Origin of the sequence: Pseudomonas multiresinivorans, assembly GCF_012971725.1 — a bacterium.
In the GTDB taxonomy this organism is placed as follows: domain Bacteria; phylum Pseudomonadota; class Gammaproteobacteria; order Pseudomonadales; family Pseudomonadaceae; genus Pseudomonas; species Pseudomonas multiresinivorans.
The window spans coordinates 5,767,760-5,785,455 of the sequence record NZ_CP048833.1 but is presented as its reverse complement, the minus strand read 5'-3'; the positions used below and the strand labels follow the sequence as shown (position 1 = coordinate 5,785,455).

Annotated in this window: 18 protein-coding genes and 1 tRNA gene; 4 read left to right on the top strand and 15 right to left on the bottom strand. The window is 64.0% G+C overall.

Annotated features, from left to right (window positions below):
• Nucleotides 1-60: 60 nt before the first annotated feature.
• The 4 genes from G4G71_RS26405 to G4G71_RS26390 form a co-directional block, all read right to left on the bottom strand.
• Nucleotides 61-570: an HvfX family Cu-binding RiPP maturation protein gene (locus G4G71_RS26405; protein WP_169941465.1), complete on the bottom strand. Its 510-nt coding sequence runs from the start codon at nucleotides 568-570 to the stop codon at nucleotides 61-63.
• Between the two features lie 107 nt (nucleotides 571-677).
• Complete coding sequence (locus tag G4G71_RS26400; RefSeq protein WP_169941463.1) at nucleotides 678-1,316, bottom strand: hypothetical protein; 639 nt, start codon at nucleotides 1,314-1,316, stop codon at nucleotides 678-680.
• A gap of 136 nt (nucleotides 1,317-1,452) precedes the next feature.
• A complete protein-coding gene (locus G4G71_RS26395) occupies nucleotides 1,453-2,763 on the bottom strand; it encodes an ATP-binding protein (RefSeq protein ID WP_169941461.1) in 1,311 nt (436 codons plus the stop codon).
• Complete coding sequence (locus tag G4G71_RS26390; RefSeq protein WP_024767564.1) at nucleotides 2,760-3,500, bottom strand: response regulator; 741 nt, start codon at nucleotides 3,498-3,500, stop codon at nucleotides 2,760-2,762. The genes G4G71_RS26395 and G4G71_RS26390 overlap by 4 nt, the downstream gene beginning before the upstream one ends.
• Before the next feature lie 224 nt (nucleotides 3,501-3,724).
• Between G4G71_RS26390 and G4G71_RS26385 the strand changes: the two genes are divergently transcribed.
• Together G4G71_RS26385 and G4G71_RS26380 are read left to right on the top strand one after the other, a co-directional pair.
• Complete coding sequence (locus G4G71_RS26385; RefSeq protein ID WP_024767565.1) at nucleotides 3,725-3,997, top strand: DUF2790 domain-containing protein; 273 nt, start codon at nucleotides 3,725-3,727, stop codon at nucleotides 3,995-3,997.
• A gap of 93 nt (nucleotides 3,998-4,090) precedes the next feature.
• The gene (locus tag G4G71_RS26380) at nucleotides 4,091-5,308 is read left to right on the top strand and encodes a cytochrome c biogenesis protein DipZ (RefSeq protein ID WP_169941459.1); all 1,218 of its coding nucleotides are present in this window, start codon (nucleotides 4,091-4,093) and stop codon (nucleotides 5,306-5,308) included.
• Between the two features lie 45 nt (nucleotides 5,309-5,353).
• Here G4G71_RS26380 and G4G71_RS26375 read toward each other — a convergent pair whose 3' ends face one another.
• The 5 genes from G4G71_RS26375 to G4G71_RS26355 form a co-directional block, all read right to left on the bottom strand.
• A complete protein-coding gene (locus G4G71_RS26375; protein WP_169941457.1) occupies nucleotides 5,354-5,755 on the bottom strand; it encodes a helix-turn-helix domain-containing protein in 402 nt (133 codons plus the stop codon).
• 7 nt (nucleotides 5,756-5,762) lie between these two features.
• Nucleotides 5,763-6,047: a type II toxin-antitoxin system HigB family toxin gene (locus G4G71_RS26370; protein WP_169941455.1), complete on the bottom strand. Its 285-nt coding sequence runs from the start codon at nucleotides 6,045-6,047 to the stop codon at nucleotides 5,763-5,765.
• A gap of 208 nt (nucleotides 6,048-6,255) precedes the next feature.
• Complete coding sequence (locus G4G71_RS26365; protein WP_169941453.1) at nucleotides 6,256-8,106, bottom strand: sensor domain-containing diguanylate cyclase; 1,851 nt, start codon at nucleotides 8,104-8,106, stop codon at nucleotides 6,256-6,258.
• 115 nt (nucleotides 8,107-8,221) lie between these two features.
• Nucleotides 8,222-8,295: transfer RNA gene (locus G4G71_RS26360), tRNA-Gly, on the bottom strand.
• 152 nt (nucleotides 8,296-8,447) lie between these two features.
• A complete protein-coding gene (locus G4G71_RS26355; RefSeq protein ID WP_169941451.1) occupies nucleotides 8,448-9,341 on the bottom strand; it encodes an alpha/beta fold hydrolase in 894 nt (297 codons plus the stop codon).
• A 500-nt stretch (nucleotides 9,342-9,841) separates the two neighbouring features.
• Between G4G71_RS26355 and G4G71_RS26350 the strand changes: the two genes are divergently transcribed.
• Nucleotides 9,842-10,675 carry a substrate-binding periplasmic protein gene (locus G4G71_RS26350; RefSeq protein WP_169941449.1) on the top strand — a complete coding sequence of 278 codons (834 nt, stop codon included), beginning with the start codon at nucleotides 9,842-9,844 and terminating at the stop codon, nucleotides 10,673-10,675.
• Between the two features lie 3 nt (nucleotides 10,676-10,678).
• Nucleotides 10,679-13,552, top strand: a complete 2,874-nt coding sequence (locus G4G71_RS26345) for an HD domain-containing phosphohydrolase (RefSeq protein ID WP_169941447.1) — start codon at nucleotides 10,679-10,681, stop codon at nucleotides 13,550-13,552.
• A gap of 11 nt (nucleotides 13,553-13,563) precedes the next feature.
• Here G4G71_RS26345 and G4G71_RS26340 read toward each other — a convergent pair whose 3' ends face one another.
• The 6 genes from G4G71_RS26340 to G4G71_RS26315 all read right to left on the bottom strand — a co-directional run bounded on the left by G4G71_RS26340 (nucleotide 13,564) and on the right by G4G71_RS26315 (nucleotide 17,635).
• A complete protein-coding gene (locus tag G4G71_RS26340) occupies nucleotides 13,564-13,950 on the bottom strand; it encodes a type II toxin-antitoxin system VapC family toxin (protein WP_169941445.1) in 387 nt (128 codons plus the stop codon).
• The gene (locus G4G71_RS26335) at nucleotides 13,950-14,201 is read right to left on the bottom strand and encodes a type II toxin-antitoxin system Phd/YefM family antitoxin (RefSeq protein ID WP_037008282.1); all 252 of its coding nucleotides are present in this window, start codon (nucleotides 14,199-14,201) and stop codon (nucleotides 13,950-13,952) included. The genes G4G71_RS26340 and G4G71_RS26335 overlap by 1 nt, the downstream gene beginning before the upstream one ends.
• A gap of 140 nt (nucleotides 14,202-14,341) precedes the next feature.
• Complete coding sequence (locus tag G4G71_RS26330; protein WP_169941443.1) at nucleotides 14,342-15,088, bottom strand: murein L,D-transpeptidase catalytic domain family protein; 747 nt, start codon at nucleotides 15,086-15,088, stop codon at nucleotides 14,342-14,344.
• Nucleotides 15,089-15,464: 376 nt separating this feature from the next.
• A complete protein-coding gene (locus G4G71_RS26325) occupies nucleotides 15,465-16,517 on the bottom strand; it encodes a L,D-transpeptidase (RefSeq protein ID WP_169941441.1) in 1,053 nt (350 codons plus the stop codon).
• A 207-nt stretch (nucleotides 16,518-16,724) separates the two neighbouring features.
• The gene (locus G4G71_RS26320) at nucleotides 16,725-17,420 is read right to left on the bottom strand and encodes a pseudouridine synthase (RefSeq protein WP_169941439.1); all 696 of its coding nucleotides are present in this window, start codon (nucleotides 17,418-17,420) and stop codon (nucleotides 16,725-16,727) included.
• Nucleotides 17,420-17,635, bottom strand: coding sequence for a cysteine-rich CWC family protein (locus tag G4G71_RS26315; protein ID WP_169941437.1), 216 nt, complete (start codon nucleotides 17,633-17,635; stop codon nucleotides 17,420-17,422). The genes G4G71_RS26320 and G4G71_RS26315 overlap by 1 nt, the downstream gene beginning before the upstream one ends.
• Nucleotides 17,636-17,696: the final 61 nt, after the last annotated feature.

Sequence of the window (17,696 nt, the reverse complement as noted above, 5' to 3'; positions counted from 1 at the left end):
GTCCGGTGCCCAAGCGACGAGGGAAGGGGAAGCCTGGCTTTCCCCTTCCCTAAACCAGGGTCAGGCACGCGAGCGATGTAGCCGGCTAGTCATCCCATCCACACTCAGCGCGCCCGCACCCTTGAGCACCAGCGGCACCAACGCCACCAGATAGATCAGCGGCAGCTTGTAGTTGCCGAAGCCGTGGTCGGTGATCGAATAGCCCTGGGCGAGCTCGGACAAGGTCGACCACTGCGCTGGCCAGTGCACCGCGGCGATGGCCACGATGGTCACGACGATCAGCGAGGCCGAGGCGAAGCGGGTCGCCAGGCCCAGCAGCAATAGCACCGGCGCGATCAGTTCGGCCCACATCGACACCTGCCAGTCGAAGCCGGCGGAGAAGTGGTTGAAGGGGAAGGGGAAGCTGGCGTGGATCTGTTCGAACCAGTTGTCGCCGTGCCATTTCTCCAGGCCTGACTCGAAGAACTCCCAGGCCAGGAACAGCCGCAGGGGGACGTCCCAGCCCCAGGCGGCGAGGCGGTCGAGTTGGTCGAAAGCGGTCTTGAGCGGGTTCAGGGTCAGCAGGGTCATGGCGCACCTCGTGGGCAATGTTGTGGGCAATGTTGTGGGCAATCGGTCGTGGGCAAGGCTTGGACCGGCCGGGCGATGGTTTCGCCCGGTGGCGGAAGACGTCGGGATCAGGCGTTCGGCAGCGCGGGGCGTGCGCTACGGCGCAGGCGCACGGCCTGCTTGGCGACGAGCTTGAAGGCGATGGCGCTGAAGATCAGGCCGAAGCCCAGCGGGTACCAGGAGCCCATCGGCAGGCGCTTGTAGAAGGAGAGCAGGAAGACCCCGGCGATCACCCAGGTGCCGGTGCTGTGCAGCAGTTTCCAGGCGCGGGCGCCGAGCAATCTCATTGCGTAGGGAAAAGACGCGAGGGTCAGCAGGAGGATGAAGACATAGCCGACGGAGCCGGGGATGTTCGCGGCGGCGCTGCGGCCGTGCCAGAAGGTCTCGGGGAAGAACTTCACGTAGAGGATGATCAGCACCGCGTGCACGGCGTGGGAGAAGGCGAAGGCCAGCCCGAGGAAGCGTCGCTCACGCAACAGGCCGCGGGTGAAGCCGCTCGGTACCAATGCCATCAGGGACGAGGCGAGAAAGGTGGCGAGGAAAAGTGCGAAGGACGTGCGGGCGGTGACACGGATCGCGCTGCGCAGGGCCTCGACCCATTGCGGTTGGCTCCACAGGGCCAATGCGGTGGCGAGCAGCACCAGGGCGGACAGCAGGGAGAACAGGCGCCAGCCATGCAGGCTGGCGTTTTCGGCGGGACGGTTCATGGCAGGCTCCTTTGGGGAACGCGGCGGACGGGTTGCCGCCGCTGTTCGTGGAGCCATCTTGGCGCCGGGCTTTATACCGGATGTGTCCGGGGAAGGCCGTCTTGTATCTCTGTGTACATCTCTCTCAAGAGCAGCCTCAGCTGGCGGGGCGCAATTCCAGCTGCGCGCACAGCCCGCCCGTGGCGCGGTTGGACAGGCTCAGCGTGCCGCCCAGAGCCTGGCTCAGTTGCTGGGCAATCGCCAGCCCCAGGCCGGTGCCGCCGGTGCCGCGGTTGCGCGAGCTTTCCACGCGGTAGAAGGGTTTCACCACTTCGGTGAGTTCTTCCTCGGGGATGCCGGGGCCGTCGTCGAGTACACGGATACACACGACACCCAGGGCATCGCGTTCGACTTGTACCTGAGCGGCGCCGCCGAACTTCAGCGCGTTGTCCACCAGGTTGGTGAGCACCCGGCGCAGCGCGTGGGGGCGGGTTTCCAGCACGACGTTGCTGCTGCCTTGAAGCTCCACGGCCTGGCCGCTGTCCTGGTAGTCGAGGACGAGGCTGTCGAGGAATGAATCGAAGTTGACCTTGACCGCCGCCTCGCTGGCGCCGTCCATGCTGCGTGCGTAGGCCACGCCTTCACGGACCAGATGCTGCATCTCTTCCAGGTCGCTCCACAGGCGCTCGCGTTCGGGCGAGTCGTCCATCTGCTCGACGCGCAGCTTCATCCGCGTGATGGGCGTCTGCAGGTCATGGGAAATGGCCGCCAGCAGTTGCATGCGCTCCTTGAGGTACGAGCCGATACGACCTTGCAGTGCGTTGAAGGCGCGGGCGGCGTAGGCGACTTCGCTGGGGCCACGCTCGTCCAGCTCGGGCGCGGGGGCGTCCGGGTCGAGGTGGTCCACGGCCTGGGCCAGTCGCGTCAGCGGGCGAATCGCCAGGCGCACGGCAATCCAGGTGCAGAACAGCAGCAACGCCAACTGGACGATCAGTACCCAGGGCAGCCATTGCGCCACAGGCACGCCCTTGGGCGTCACGTCGATGGTCAGCGGCATGCCGTCAGCCAGTTTCAGGTGTGCCTGGAAGTGCGGGATGGAGCCAGGAATGGTCTCGAAGCGCAGCCCGTAGCGGGGGCCGATGGCGTCGGCGATGGAAGTCGCCGCCATTGGCGCCTGAGCCATGTTCATCGGCTCGCCGGGCTCACCGCCATCCAGCCGGTAGCGGTAGTTGGGCCGCTGCACCATCGGCAGCCAGGCCTCCCGCTCGTCCCTGGGCAGGCGATCGAGCAGGGCGACGGCGGTGCTGACGTCGGTTTCCAGGTTGCCCAGCATCATGCTGCGCGCGCTCTGGTAGCGCTCGTAGAACTGCGAACAGAACGACAGGCTGTAGGCGAACACCAGCCCGGCGAGGAAGATCAGCGCCAGGCGCGCGGCCAGCGTGCGTGGCCAGTGCAGGACGGATTTCATGCGTTGGGCTCGAGCAGTTCGACGGCCAGGGCGAAGACGTAGCCTTCGCTGCGCACCGTCTTGATGTAGGCGGGTTCGCGGGCGTCATCCAGCAGACGCTGGCGCAGGCGGCTGACCAGCAGGTCGATGGAGCGATCGAAGATATCCGCCTCGCGGCCTTGCGTGAGGTTCAGCAGTTGCTCGCGGCTGAGCACACGTTGCGGATGATCGACGAACACGCGAAGCAGGCGGTACTCGGCGCCGCTCAGGGCGACCAGGGTGCCGTCTTCATCGAGCAGGTGGCGCGCCGTGGTGTCCAGCTTCCAGCGGCCGAAGCCGATCAGCCGGCTGGCCTCGCTGACCTGCAGGTTCGGCGGCAGCATGCGCGTGCGGCGCAGCACTGCGTTGATTCGTGCCAGCAGCTCGCGTGCGGAGAAGGGCTTGGTGAGGTAGTCGTCGGCGCCCATCTCCAGGCCGATGATGCGGTCGGTCTCGTCGTTGCGCGCGGTGAGCATCAGCACCGGTGTGGACTTGTGCTTGCCCACGCGCAGCTCGCGGCACAGCTTCAGGCCGTCGTCGCCGGGCATCATGATGTCGAGCACGATCAGGTCGACCGAGTTGGCGTCGAGGAAGGCGCGCATCTGCCGGCCATCCGCCGCCAGGCTCACGCGCAGGCCGTTCTTCTTCAGGTAGTTGCCGACCAGCTCGCGGATCTCGCGGTCGTCGTCGACTATCAGTACGTGATCGACATGGTCCATGCCGGTGCCTCATTCACAGTGGGTTGGGGCGAGTTTATAGCGCAGCGCCACGCTTGCCTGCCGTGCTTTGTATTCCACTGTATCCAGGCCGGCCTCCGATACCCGGCGCAGCAAACCAAGGGCCTGCGCGACACAAGCCCGATACCTCCTGAACGTGAAATGGGCACCAACGGCGAGGCACACAGCCCTCGCCGGCCAAACCCGACACAGGACAGGAGAACCCCATGAAAGCCATCCAGCTCGCCAACGCTTGCCTCTTCGCTTCCCTCGCCGCCTTCGCCAGCTTTGGCGCCCAGGCCGCCGATACGCAGCCCGTTGAGCAGTATCACTACGGGCAGAAACTGGACGTGAAGAAGGTCGTTGCCATCCAGGAAGAGGCGGCGTCGCCCTTTGACTGCGGCATCGTCAACGCCCGCATGGATTACCTGGATTCCCACGGCCAGCCGCACAGCCTGGCCTACCGCAAGTTCGCCACCGACTGCAACGAAGGCGGCTGATTCCCCTGAGCCGCAGCCACGGATGGCCGCGGCGTTTTTTCCCGCTGTTCACTCCAGAAAAAGCCCACGGGCCGGCGGCCCATCGAGGTTTCCATGCTGCTCATCGCCTTTCTCGGCGGGGCGCTGACCCTGCTCAGCCCCTGCATCCTTCCCGTGCTTCCATTGTTGTTGCAGCGCGCCGGCGGCCCGGCGTGGTCGCCTTGGGTCACGCTGCTCGGCCTGGCCAGCGGCTTCGCCGTGCTGGCGAGCCTGGCGACCGTCTCCAGCAACTGGGTAATTGCCGCCAGCGAATGGGGCCGGTGGTTTGCGCTGGTGCTGCTGTCGGTCTCTGCACTGGCGCTGCTCTGGCCGCGCTTCAGCGACTGGCTGGCGCGCCCCTGGGCCTGGATCGGCGATCGTCTGCACGGTGAAGCCCGACGCATGCCGCCGACGTTCTCCGCGTGGGTGATGGGCTTTGCCGCCGGCCTGCTGTGGGCGCCCTGCGCGGGGCCGGTGCTGGGGCTGATTCTCTCCAGCGCCATGCTGCAAGGCCCTAGCGCGCAAACCAGCCTGCTGCTGTTTGCCTACGGCCTGGGCAGTGCCACCGTGCTCGGTATCGTGCTCTTCGCCGGTCGCCGGCTGATGCAGCATCTGCGCCCGCGCATGGCCGTCATCGAAGGCCTGCGCCGCGCCACCGGTGTGCTCGCCCTGCTGGCCGTGGTCGGCATCGCCAGCGGTACCAGCGCGCAACTGGCTTCTGGCAGTTCATCCACGCTGGCGCACAGCCTGGAACGCAAGGTCATCGACGGCGTACCGGCGCTGATCAGCCAACTGATGCCCAGCGACATGGCCCACGGCGCCGAACGCCTGCCCGACCTCGGCCCGGCTCCCGAACTGCAAGGCGCGGTGGAGTGGATCAACAGCCCCGAACTGAGCCTGCGCGACCTGCGCGGCAAGGTGGTGCTGATCGACTTCTGGACCTACGACTGCATCAACTGCCAGCACAGCCTGCCGTATGTGAACGCCTGGGCGAAGAAGTACGCCGACCAGGGCCTGGTGGTGATCGGTGTGCATACCCCGGAGTACCCCTTCGAACGTGTGCCCGCCAACGTTCGCGAAGCGGTGAAACAGCACGACATCCACTATCCCGTGGCGCTGGATAACCAGTACCGCATCTGGAACGCCTTCGCCAACCAGTACTGGCCGGCGCACTACTTCATCGATGCCCAGGGGCGCGTGCGCCATCTGTCGATCGGGGAGGGGGGGTATGAGGAACAGGAGCAGGTGATTCAGGCGTTGCTGAAGGAGAGGGATGGGGTGAAGACCGGCTGATTCTGCCCTTGGATGAAAAGCCCCGAACTACTGGGGCTTTTTTACTCAGAAGAACACGTCAGTCGGTACGTTGAACCGCTCGCTGAGCGCTCGGATGTGGCGCACGTTGAGCTTGCGCTTGCCATTGAGAATCTCGGAGACGACCGACTGCGCACCGATCTCCGGCAGTTCGCTCTGGCTCAGTTGGTGCTCGGTCATCAGCAACCGCAGCACCTCATGGCCTGGCGCATCGGGAATCGCATAATGCACGGCATCATAAGCCGCGATCATGTCTCCGACCTGTGAGGCCAGCGAACTGAGAGGGTGGCTTTCGTCGCCAGCGATCTCGTCGAGCAGTTCGTCCAGCGCTTCAATCAGCGAGTCGTACTCGGCCTCGGTCTTGGGCGGAGTGAGCAGCGGGGCGACGAAGCGCCAATGCTCAGCAGCCTGTTTCAATAGCGCACTCATGTGCACCTCACTTCCATTGATTACGGTCGTACTCTTTGTGGTCGAGAACGGCCCGGATGAAAACTTTCTTGAAGGTGTAATCCACAGTGGCGATCAATCGTAGCTTGTTGCCGCCAATATCGAATACGTGCTTATCACCGACCTTGTCCACGCTCGGGAAAATCTGCTTCATGTCTGCAAAGTCCCTCGGCTCCAGCTTTCTGATCAGCCGACACCAGGCATCCAGCGCGGTCGACGCGTGCGGCCATTTTTTCTGTGCTTCCCGAATGCGCTTCTGGGTGATGACATGCATGACGATGTCCGTATCGCAGATTGCTATGGAATTGTAGATTTAGAGGGTGGATATAGCAAGTTGCTATGGGGCGGTTGCCAGACCCTGAGTTTGGGGCGTCTGCGGGACATACCTGACCAATTTCGGGCATTACTTCCCCCGTAAGCGAAACTGTGGATAACGTGCGCAAGCTGTTCTAACTCATCGACGGCAAATTGAGGTTGGAAACTCAATTGCCCTCCACCTGATTCCGCCCCCGCTTCTTCGCCTCATACAACGCCGCATCCGCCTGCTGCACCAGCATCTCGGCGGAGCATTCTGAACTCGGTATCGCAGCTACGACGCCGACGCTCACGCTCACCCGCCCCAGCGGCGACAGCTCGTGGGGCAGGGCTAGCGCCTCTACCGCTTGCAGCAACTTGTTCGCCATGCCGCGCACGCCGGCGAGGTCTGTCATGGGCGCGAGGAAAACGAACTCCTCGCCGCCATAGCGTGCCACCAGGTCGGTGGAGCGGTTGACCGTGTTTGCCAGCGTGCGGGCAATGTCGCGGAGGCAGGCGTCGCCGGCAGGATGGCCGTAATGGTCGTTGTAGCGCTTGAACCAGTCCACATCGATGATCGCCAGGGCCAGCGACTCACCGGAGCGGCGTGCGTGGCCCCATTCCTGTTCCAGTAGCTGGTCGAAGCGGCGCCGGTTGGCAATGCCGGTGAGGGCGTCGGTCAGGCTCATCGCTTCCAACTGGTTGTTCAGCTCGCGCAGCTCATCGGTGCGCTCGGCGACGCGCAGTTCCAGTTCGTGCTCGGAGCTGCGCAGGTTATCCACAAGCTGCTGCTGGGTACGGATCAATTCCTCCTGCACCCTGGCCTTCTCCCGGCGCATGACGTTGAAGCGATCGGCGAGGGCGAAGGCCAGCACGATCATCTCCATCGCCGAACCCAGTTGCAGGCCGTCCACGGTAAACAGGTTGGTCGGCACGATGCCCATGGCGCGCAGCGAGGTCATCGCCCCGCCCAACATCAGCAGCGCGAAGGCCGCGAGGAAGAAGAATGCGCTGCGCTGGCGCTTGAAGGCGGCAACGCCGGCACCAATGAGCAGGATCACCGCCGTGGCGAAGTTCAGCAGGATGCCGGCGCGGGAGAAATACGGCAGCGCCAGCGCATAGGCGACGGGGCTGAGCAGATAGGCCAGGATCATCCAGCGCAGTACCCGGTCCAGGTGCGGCAGTATCCGCTCGAACTGCATCATCCGGCGGGCGAACAGCAGCAGCGCGGCCAGGGCCATCGACACGCCGGAGTAGTAGACCACGTTGGAATTGAGCGGCTCGCCGAAGATCGACCAGTCCGGGGCGAGCCCGTTCTTGATCGCCAGCGCCCCGGCCGTGCAGCTCACGAAGACCACGTACAGCAGGTAGATCGGGTCGCGCAGGGCGAACAGCAGCATCAGGTTGAACAGGATCATCGCCACGGCGATGCCGAAGTACCAGGCCTTGCCGGTGTAGTCGTCGCGTTCGTAGGCGTGGAATGCCTTCACCGGCCACAACTGCAGCGGCACCAGCAGGCCGATGCTCGACTCGACCCGCAGGTACAGCGCCTGTTCGGAGTGCGCGGGAAGGTTCAGCGGAAAGACGAAGTTGCGGTTCGGGTAGACCTTGTTGCTCTGCGGGACGTCGCTGCCGGTGTTGATCGTCCTGACGCTGCCATCTGCCTGCAGGATGTTCATCTGCACATGGGAGATGCGGGGGTTCTCTACTACCAGCAGGCGCTGCAACGGGGAATCGCTGGAATTACGCAGCTGCAATTTCAGCCAGAAGGCCGATCGGGTAAATCCCATCGCCAACGAACTCCCCGGCGGCTGGTCGGCCGTGAAGCGGGCTTGCTGCTCGGGGGATAGCACGTCTGCCAGCGTCAGGCGGCGGGTCGGGTCTTCGAGGACGGAGACATAGGTGGTCAGCGTCAGGGGCCGGGCGCTGACGCTCGCTGCATCGACCACCTGGGCGGCCCAGGCAGGACGGACCAATAGAAGGAGTAGGGTGAGCAGGAGCCAGGACAGCGATTGCCGGTGCGGGGCGGAGACGGGCATGCAGCAGGATCCGGACTGTAGGGATGCCGAGAATTCTACAAGAGCCGGTTTGGCGGCGCCAAAAGCACAAAAGCCCCCGGCAACTCACGCTGCCGGGGGCTTTTGCTGGGGATTCTGGAGCGGGCGAAGGGAATCGAACCCTCGTCATGAGCTTGGGAAGCTCAGGTAATGCCATTATACGACGCCCGCTTGGGGGTGCCTTTTTACCAGAAGGGCGGGGCTTAGTGAAGCCTTGGGCGGTCGGGCGTGCCGAGTGGATGGCATTCGTGAACACGGTGGCGCAATGAAAAACCGGGGGCGGAAGGTCTGGGGCCGGCCCCCGGCTGTGTGCGCTGGCTGCATCAGCCCACCATGGCGGCGATCGGCACGCCCTGGCTGCTGGGCAGGTAGGGGTTGGCCAGGACCGGGTGGCGCTGCGGTTGGAGGAAGGTCAGGAGGGCGTCCTGGGTTTCCTGCCAGGCCTTCTTGTGTTCCACGTCGATGAAGTGGCCGGCGTTGCGGATGGTGCGGAACTCGCAGTCGCGGATCAGTTGCTGGAACAGCTTGGCCTCGGCCGGGGTGGTGTAGATGTCCAGCTCGCCGTTCATGAACAGCAGCGGGATGTCGATGGCGGCAAACTTCTCCATGTAGCTCTCGGCACTGAGCTTGAGTACCTGGCAGACGTGGAAGTGCATCTGCTGGTATTCGTGCTCGTCGAGACCGGCGACGTGGCGGAAGTTGTAGCGCTTGAACAGGTGCGGCAGGTAGCGACCGATGGTGTCGTTGACCAGGTTGCCGATGTTGGTGCGGTCGCACGCGGAGAGGTAGTCCAGGCCGCGGTGAAGGTAGTCGAGCATCGAGGCGTTGAGCAGCGGCGAGAAGGAGTTGATCACCGCCTTCTGGATTCGCGCCGGGCGTTCGGCCAGGGCCAGCAGGGTGGCGACGCCGCCCCAGGAGAAGGACATGACGACGTCCGCGTGGTAGTGCTCGATCAGGCCGAGCAGCAACTGCGCCTCGTACTCCTTGGTGATGAACTCACGGCAGTCGTTGTGGGCCCGCGACCGGCCCGCGTACGGCTGGTCGTAGCAGACCACGTTGAAGTGCGGTTGCAGGTATTTCACCGTTTGCGCGAAGGAGGCGGTGGTTGCCAGCGAGCCGTTGACCAGGATGATGGTCTGCCGCGCTTCCCTGTTGGCGTGAAACTCCGTGTGTACCCGGTGTTGCTGAATCTCGACGACGGCGGTTTCCGGCCTCATGTCGTATTCCTCCAGACGCAGGTCATGGTGCGCATCCACCATCGGATGCGAAGAAAGTACCCAGGCAGAGGAAAGCGTCTTGACGTGACAGCTTCATGTCACTCGACGAAAGTTAACAATCTCTTGATTTTCAAATGGTTACGACACCAAAAGACAGCGTTCCGAAGCCCGTGGGGGCGCGGAAGATTGGCTTCTGATCAGGCGGGGAAGGTGCGGCTCGGGGAACAGCTGCCGCGAGAATCATTGTTGGTTGCGCTGCGTGACTCATTGGTCACGCTTGGGCCAGAGTTAAGCAGGGTGGTCCGGCGCCTGCAACTGCCAGTGGGCGGCTGAGTCACATCGTTCTGCCGAAATCCGACGAAATGACATTTCTCTGCGCGATTCTCCGGCGCTTTGGTGAAGCCGGATTACACTCATGTGATGGCTGTAACTCCCCCGCCGAAGACGAGCGATCTCGCCGTGCTCCCCCCTGAGGCCGATACCGCGTGCGGAGCGGTTCAATGGCACTTCATCCACGGTTGCGCAAACTGCTGGTCCTGGCCCCGGCCGCATGGCTGTGTGCGGAAGCCATGGCCGAGGATCGCTACGGCTGTGAGCAACCGATTGCCATCGCCTACACCCGCAACGTGGTGTTTTTCCATGACGATGCCGGTATCGACCCCGACCTGATCGCCGAGCTGTCCCGGCGCACCGGCTGCCAGTTCGAGACCTCGATTCGCCCGCGCGATGAAATCTGGCAATTGCTGGAGAGCGGCGACCTGCAGATGGGCACCAGTGGCGTCGCCACGCCGCAGCGTCGCGCCTACACCTACCTGCTGCCATATCTCTATATGCGCAACAAGTTGATCGTGCGCGACGATCTGGGGGACATGAACAGCCTGGACGCCTTCCACGACATGCCCGGTGCGCGCCTGGGAGTGATTGCCGGCTACCGCCATGGGCCTTACATCGACGGCATGCTGCGTATCCTCCGCGCGGAAGGTCGGGTGGTGGAATACAAGGACGACGCCAGCCGCTTCACCGCGCTGCTCAACGGTAATGTGGAAGGCGTGATAGGCCATGAGATGAACCTCGAAGGCGCAGTGAAGGACCGTCGCCAACGGGAGCGCTTTCATGTGGTAGATGTGATCCCCGGGCCGGCGACCCCCCATAACCTGATGCTTTCGCGCAAGCGCTTCACGCCGGCGCAAAGCGCCGAATGGATGCGCCTGCTGGAAACACTGTGGCTGGACGGAACTCTGGCCCGGATCATGCGTAAAAATGCGCCGCCACCCGTGGCGGAAGAACTGCTCGACAGCGGCTATCGCTACAGCTCCACGGACAGAGGCTGGTAAAGGATGAAGGCATTCGAACGGGGTATTCCGCTGCAGCTGCTGGTGGCTGGCGCCATCATTGCCAGCATGCTGGTGCTGGCGGGGGCCCTGCTGATCCAGGGCTACCGAGGGGTAGAAGGCGCGCTGGTGACGGCGGCCGGGGAATCGGCCAGCCAGTTGGGCGCGACCATCAACGAGCGCATCCGGCGCCTGATCGACCCGGCGGAAAGCGCGCTGCGCCTGCTCACCCACGACCCCATCTCGCAGACGGACAACTTGCCGGCGCGCCTCGATCGCCTGCCGATGCTGGTCGAGAACCTGCGTGCCAACCGCACCCTGAGCGCGGTGTACATCGGTTACCCGAATGGCGAGTTCCTGCTGATCCGCGCCTTGCGCGTACCCGAGGTGCGCCGTGCCCTTCAGGCACCCGACGCGGCCAAGTACCTGGTACAGAGCCAGACGCTCAACGGCCAAGGCGGGCTGCTCGGCGAGTGGCGTTTCTACGACAGCGAACTGCGGCTGCTGCGTGTGCAGGAGCGGCCGGATTACCAGTACGATCCTCGACAACGCCCTTGGTACACGGAGGCGCGTGCGACGAGCAAGACCGTACTCACCCAGCCCTACGTCTTCTTCACCACCCGCGAGATCGGCCTGACCCTGGCGCACCGCAGCGTCGACGGCGCGGCAGTGATCGGCATGGACGCTTCGGTGAATGATCTGGGCGGCGAGATGGGCGACCTGCGCCAGACTGCCCACACCGAGTTGGCGGTCGTGGACGGCAAGGGCACGGTGATCGCCTATCCGGACCTCTCCAAGCTGATGGTCCGTGAAGGCGATCAACTGCGACTGGCCACGTTGGACGAGCTGAAGGTGCCCAGCCTGAGCGAACTGAACGTCAACTCCGTGCCCTCCGGTACGCCGCAGTCGTATCAGGTGAACGGCGAGGACTGGTATGGCATCTGGGTGCCGCTGTCGAACTTCACCAGCAACGAAGTGCGGGTGCTCATCGCGATTCCCGCCGTGGAGTTGCTGGCCGGCGCCCGCCAACTGCTGTTCAACCAGGCGTTGTGGAGCGGCACCTTGCTGCTGGTTCTGCTGCTTATCGGCTGGTACATCGGCCGGCGCATCGCCCGGCCGCTGACGGCCTTGGCCGATCAGGTCGGCGCGCTGGCGGCGTTCGACTTCGCTCGGCCGGTGGGTGTGGAATCCAAGATCGCCGAGGTCCGCGACTTGAGCAGCGTCATGGGCAGCATGTCGCGCACCATCCACAACTTCCAGGCCATCACCCTGACCCTGAGCCGCGAGACGCGTCTGGAAAGCATGCTCGAGGGCGTGCTCTCGCGCCTGGTGGAGGCCACCGGCGTGATGGGCGGCGCTGTCTACCTGCTGGAGGACGAAGAGTGCCGCCTGCGGCTGGCCTGCACGGTCAACGGCGAGCAGTACCCGCAGTCCATGCTGATCGAGGGCTTTACCGAGGCGGAACTGGCCCAACGGGTGGACCTGGCACTGGCCAATCGCGGGCAGTTCCTGGAGGTGTCGCTGCGCAATCGTTCGGACGAGTTGCTGGGCATCCTGGTCCTGCAACTGGCGGAGGAGGGTGCCCACAGCCTCCAGCCGCGCAAACCGTTCAAACGCTTCGTCGAGGAGCTTTCCGGCGCCGCCGCCGTGGCCATCGAGACCCGCCAATTGATCGAGGCTCAGCAGCGCCTGCTGGATGCGATCATCAAGCTCCTCGCCGACGCCATCGACGCCAAGAGCCCCTATACCGGCGGCCACTGCGAGCGCGTACCGCAGCTGGCCGACCTGCTGCTGCAGAAGGTCATCGACTCGCACGATGGCGAATATGCCGGCTTCACCATGAGCGATGCGGAACGCTACGAGTTCCAGATCGCCGCCTGGCTGCACGACTGCGGCAAGGTCACCAGTCCCGAGTACGTGGTGGACAAGGCGACCAAGCTGGAAACGCTGTACAACCGCCTGCACGAGGTGCGCACGCGTTTCGAAGTGGTCTGGCGCGACATCGAGCTGGACTACTGGCGTGGCATAGCTGCAGGCAACGACATTGGTCTGCTGGCCGCGCGCCGCGACGCCCTGCATGAGGCTTTGCGCGAGGATTACGCCTTCGTCGCCCAGGCCAACGTCGGCGGCGAGTTCATGAAGGACGAGGATATTGAGCGGCTCAGGCAGATCGGCGAGCGCCGTTGGTTGCGCTACTTCGACGATCGCCTGGGCATCTCCCACGACGAGGCCGAGCGGCTGCAGGGGCGGCCCGAGCGGCCGCTGCCGGCGGAGGAGTTCCTCCTCGCCGACAAGCCCGAACACCGCGTGCCCTGGGGCGAGCGCAAGCCGCCGGTGGTGAAGGACGACCCGCGAAATATCTGGGGCTTCGACATGCGCTTGCCGCCTTACGCGAGCAATTACGGCGAGCTGTACAACCTGGGTATTCGCCGTGGCACGCTGACCGAGGAGGAGCGTTTCAAGATCAACGAACACATCGTCCAGACCCTGATGATGCTCACCACCCTGCCGCTGCCGCGTCATTTGCGTCGTGTGCCGACCATTGCCGCCAACCACCACGAGAAGATGGATGGCACCGGTTATCCGCGCAAACTGTCCCGTGAGCAGATGAGCATTCCGGAGCGGGTGATGGCGATTGCCGATATCTTCGAGGCGCTGACTGCCGCCGATCGTCCCTACAAGGCGCCGAAGACATTGTCCGAGTCACTGAAGATCCTCGCCTTCATGGCCCGCGACCAGCACATCGACGCCGACCTGTTCCGGCTGTTCATCAGCCAGGGGGTCTACCGAGAGTACGGCGAGCGCTTCCTCCAGCCCGAGCAGATGGATGCGGTGGACGTGCGCGCGATCCTGGAAATCCTGGAGGGGGTTAAGGCCTAGTGGGTTGGGAGTCAGATCTTGCGTATCGGCCCCGGATAGGCGATGAGCTTGCTGTCGTGGGTGATCAGCAGCATGCCCTCCACGTTGGCCTGAGCGACCAGCATGCGATCGAAAGGATCGGCATGCAGCATGGGCAGCGAACCGACGAAGATCGAATGCTCGCCGGTGATCGGTAGCTCGGCGTAACCATTATCCAGCAGTGCTTTGCGCACGATGCTGGGATCGTAGGGAAAGTCCGCGCGTTTCAGCGTGCTCTTGATCGATATTTCCCAGATGCTGGCGGCGCTGAAGAACAGATCGGCGGTTTCAGACAGGATGAGCGATCTGATCTCGGCGGGCAGCCGCGGGTCATCGGTCAATACCCAGAGCAGGATGTGGGTATCCAGCAACAGGCGCATCAACAGGAGTCGCCGCTGAATAGGTTGGCGATGTCGTCAGCAAAAGAGGCGTCGATGTCGTCTACGGCGGGGTAGATACCCTTGAGCGCGCCGATGACTTTTTTCGGCTTGTCGCCGATGGCCTCGACTTTCACCAATGGTTTGCCAGCTTTGGCGATGATGAAGGGATGCCCCTTGCTGGCAAGGTCGACCAAGCGAGAAAGGTTGGTCTTGGCATCGTGAATGTTCACGATATCAATATCGGTAGTCATGGCTGAGCCTCGATGATCGTCAGGTTAGCCAACTTGGTGAACTAACCTGGTGCGATGCTAGCCCAGGGACTGGAAGGGGGCAATCCAAATGCAAACCGCCGGCAACAGCCGGCGGTTTGCGTTCAGGGGACGAGCAGCGATCAGCGCCTGGCGAGGTTGGTGGCGTAGCGATTGATCTGCGGGTTCTTCGCCACGGTGCAGCTTTGCCCGGCGAGGAACTGCGAGGTCTTCAGGTATTGCTGCTGCGGGTAGTAGGCGAACACGTAGCTGCCGTTCTTCACCGTATCGATGAGCTTCTGCGCCACTTGCGGGCGCACCGCCGGGCAGCCGAGGCTGCGGCCAAGGCGGCCGAGGCCGGGGACGACCTTCGGGTCGGCGTAGGCGGCGGCGTGCATGACGATGGCGCGTTCTTCGCTGTTGTCGTTGAAGCCAGGCTCCAGGCCCAGCAGGCGCAGGGATCGACCGTGCTTGCCGCTGTAGGTCTGACCGGTCTGGTACAGGCCGATGGAGGACTGGAAGCTTTCCGGGCGATTGGAGAAGGAGGTGGCCATGTCGTCGCCACTTTTCTTGCCATGGGCGACCCACTCCTCGAAGAGCAGTTTGCGCTGCTTCAGGTCGAAGACCCAGAGGCGCTTGTCGCGGGATGGCTTGGAGTAATCGATCACCGTCAGCAGGCGGTTCTGGCCGCCCAACTGGGTGCTGGCGCACTGCAGCGCACTGAGCGCCAGGCGCAGGGTCTCGGTATTGGTCGCCGGCGCGAGGCGGTGCAGGTCCTCGGCCGTTGGCAGGGCAGCAGCGGACGCGGTCTGCCAGCTACCGATCGCGAAGAGCGCGGCACTGGCGAGCGAAATCCGGAAGAACCCCCGTAACTTCAAGAAAGTCAGCATGAATACAACATTCCCGTTGAATCGATATGGTTTTTTCTGGGAAACGCCGCATTGTGCGTGATTTTTGACCAGCGATGTGTTTGTTTTTTAATCAAGTATGGTTCCGCCCGTCGGTAATTACGAACTTTCCAGTGCAAGAAATCGCCGCGGGGCACCGGTCTGCGGGACGTTAAGACGAAAGGAACTCACCTCGGACAGGCGCCTTGACTCTTTGTGTTTCGAGATTCTTCGGCTGCTTGCACGGCCAACTTGAGGCCGTCTGTCCGCAGGTGAGGGCTGGAAGTGTGGCTTGGGCGGATGGCGATGGGGGCAGGGAAACGATGAAGAGGTTGTAGGGGAAATCCGGAGCGCTTCGACGTCGCTCCGGCTCATCCTGCTATTCCACGCTCTGGTTCTTGACCGGTTTCTGCTCGGCCTTGCGGTCGTTGGTGGTGATCACGGTGAAGTCCGGGTTGCTGCGCATGTCGCGGGTAGATGGCAGGTCGGTGATCACCAGGGTGCTGCCCACGTCCATGCTGGCCAGCAGGTTGCGCAGGAATTCGCGGTCCAGACTGAATTTGCCCAGCTGCTCGGCGGGCGACAGGCCTCGCTGCGGGTCGCTGACCTGCACGCTGGTCCAGCGCAGGTTGGGGTTCTCGCTGTCGATTTCGGACTGCGAGGGCTTTTCCATGAGGGAGAAGGCGGCGACGCCGGTCCGTTCTTCCGGGTGCTCGAAGGCTACCGGTGCGGTGCCGATCTGCAGGCCCCCACGGTAGACGTAGAGGCGGCGGTCGGCGCGGCTGACCAGCACGGAGACCGGTCCCTTCTCCGCGCCGGGATCGCTCCAGAACGGTACCACCATGCCGCTGTCGTCATGCGGGCCGGCGGCGCGCCCATCGCTGACGATGGGCGCGAGCAGGCCGGGGTGGTAGACCTCCACGGGCGAGCTCTTGGCGTCGGAGATGATCACGGTGGTGGAGGTGAAGCCGGTGACTTCGTAGAGCTTTTTGGCGAACGCCATCGGCAGGCGGATGCAACCGTGGGAGGCCGGGTAGCCGGGCAGGTTGCCAGCGTGCAGAGCGATGCCATCCCAGGTCAGGCGCTGCATGTAGGGCATGGGCGCGCTGTTGTAGAGGTCGGAGTGGTATTCGACCTTCTTCTGCAGGATGGAGAACACGCCGGTGGGGGTTTCCTTGCCCTTCTTGCCGGTGCTCACCGTGGCTACGCCGATGGCGATACCGTTGCGGTACACGTAGGCGCGCTGCTCGGTGAGGCTGACCACCAGGGTGACCGGGCCCGCCGGGGAAATCTCCGGATACCAGAGGAACTGGCCGGGCTTGAGGGTCTTCAGCGCGGCCTGCAGGTCCGAGAGCGGCGAGGGCTTGCTCGGGTTGGCGAAGGCGACGCTGGCGCTCAGGGCGATCAGCAGGGCAACCGACAGTTTCTTCATCACCTTTCCTTGCAGCGCGGGCATGGCAGGGAGCTTAGCCAAGCGGCGGTGAAGGCTGCAAACTGCCGGGCTGAATGGTTTGCGTAGGACTCTTCTGAATGTATGGAGGGGCACGATTTGTAGGAGCGAGCTTGCTCGCGAACCGCCCGGACGCTGTGCTCGCCGGCAGGATTGTTCGCGAGCAAGCTCGCTCCTACAAAGGGCGGTTCAGCCGAGCTCGGCGATTTCCTGCGCAGTCAGCGCGCGGTACTCACCGGGTTGCAGGGCCGGGTCGAGCAGGAGGCTGCCCATGCTCTCGCGGTGCAGGCGCATCACCTTGTTCTGGAAGTGGCCGAACATGCGCTTCACCTGGTGGTAGCGGCCTTCGAGCAGGGTCAAGCGCGCGGCGCGAGTGTCGAGGATTTCCAGCTGGGCGGGCAGGGTGGTGAGGTCCTCGAAGGCGAAGTACAGGCCCTGCTCGAAGGTCTGGATGTAGCACTCCTCGATCGGGTTCTCGGTCTCGACGTAATAGACCTTGGGCAGCTTGCGTCCCGGCAGCGTCATGCGCCGCGACCATTGCCCGTCGTTGGTGATGAGCAGCAGGCCGGTGGTGTTGTAGTCCAGGCGGCCGCCGATATGCAGTTCATGCTTGTCCGGTTCGTCGAGCAGGTCGAGCACGGTGCGGTGCTCGGCATCGCGGGTGGCGCTGACGCAGCCGGCGGGCTTGTGCAGCATGAAGTAGCGCGCTGGCTTGCCGGCCTGCAGCAGGTCATCGTCCAGCTCCACGCGGGAGAACTCGCGCACTTCATGGCGACCATCGCGTACCACCTGGCCATCGACGCGCAGGCGGCCTTCGGCAAGCAATTGCCGGGCTTGCTGGCGGTTCAGGTGGGGCAGGTTGGCGATGAAACGGTCCAGACGCATCAGGCAGTCTCATCGTCCTTCAGCCCGGCAGCACAGCGCGGGCAAAGGCAGGCACGGTCGACCAGCTCGGGCGGGATGCGCTCCAGTGCGTTGCGCTCAATGCGCGTGCTGAAGCACCAGCACGGCTGGCCTTCCAGCGCCGGGTCGGCCTGGGTGCAGCGGTTGGACTGGCCGCAGAGCGGGCAGCGGCTGGGATCGGGAGTGACGTCGTTCATGGCCGGTCAGGGCAGGAAATGGCGGTGAGACGGGCGCACAGGGTGCAGCGCCGACCCGCAT

Bases quoted from the DNA above. Each gene is read 5' to 3' on its own strand.
- G4G71_RS26335 (WP_037008282.1), bottom strand. From the start codon at position 14,201: ATGACTACCGATATTGATATCGTGAACATTCACGATGCCAAGACCAAC.
- G4G71_RS26345 (WP_169941447.1), top strand. From the start codon at position 10,679: ATGAAGGCATTCGAACGGGGTATTCCGCTGCAGCTGCTGGTGGCTGGC.
- G4G71_RS26330 (WP_169941443.1), bottom strand. From the start codon at position 15,088: ATGCTGACTTTCTTGAAGTTACGGGGGTTCTTCCGGATTTCGCTCGCC.
- G4G71_RS26350 (WP_169941449.1), top strand. From the start codon at position 9,842: ATGGCACTTCATCCACGGTTGCGCAAACTGCTGGTCCTGGCCCCGGCC.
- G4G71_RS26405 (WP_169941465.1), bottom strand. From the start codon at position 570: ATGACCCTGCTGACCCTGAACCCGCTCAAGACCGCTTTCGACCAACTC.
- G4G71_RS26385 (WP_024767565.1), top strand. From the start codon at position 3,725: ATGAAAGCCATCCAGCTCGCCAACGCTTGCCTCTTCGCTTCCCTCGCC.
- G4G71_RS26340 (WP_169941445.1), bottom strand. From the start codon at position 13,950: ATGCGCCTGTTGCTGGATACCCACATCCTGCTCTGGGTATTGACCGAT.
- G4G71_RS26395 (WP_169941461.1), bottom strand. From the start codon at position 2,763: ATGAAATCCGTCCTGCACTGGCCACGCACGCTGGCCGCGCGCCTGGCG.
- G4G71_RS26325 (WP_169941441.1), bottom strand. From the start codon at position 16,517: ATGAAGAAACTGTCGGTTGCCCTGCTGATCGCCCTGAGCGCCAGCGTC.
- G4G71_RS26315 (WP_169941437.1), bottom strand. From the start codon at position 17,635: ATGAACGACGTCACTCCCGATCCCAGCCGCTGCCCGCTCTGCGGCCAG.
- G4G71_RS26365 (WP_169941453.1), bottom strand. From the start codon at position 8,106: ATGCCCGTCTCCGCCCCGCACCGGCAATCGCTGTCCTGGCTCCTGCTC.
- G4G71_RS26370 (WP_169941455.1), bottom strand. From the start codon at position 6,047: ATGCATGTCATCACCCAGAAGCGCATTCGGGAAGCACAGAAAAAATGG.
- G4G71_RS26320 (WP_169941439.1), bottom strand. From the start codon at position 17,420: ATGCGTCTGGACCGTTTCATCGCCAACCTGCCCCACCTGAACCGCCAG.
- G4G71_RS26380 (WP_169941459.1), top strand. From the start codon at position 4,091: ATGCTGCTCATCGCCTTTCTCGGCGGGGCGCTGACCCTGCTCAGCCCC.
- G4G71_RS26355 (WP_169941451.1), bottom strand. From the start codon at position 9,341: ATGAGGCCGGAAACCGCCGTCGTCGAGATTCAGCAACACCGGGTACAC.
- G4G71_RS26400 (WP_169941463.1), bottom strand. From the start codon at position 1,316: ATGAACCGTCCCGCCGAAAACGCCAGCCTGCATGGCTGGCGCCTGTTC.
- G4G71_RS26375 (WP_169941457.1), bottom strand. From the start codon at position 5,755: ATGAGTGCGCTATTGAAACAGGCTGCTGAGCATTGGCGCTTCGTCGCC.
- G4G71_RS26390 (WP_024767564.1), bottom strand. From the start codon at position 3,500: ATGGACCATGTCGATCACGTACTGATAGTCGACGACGACCGCGAGATC.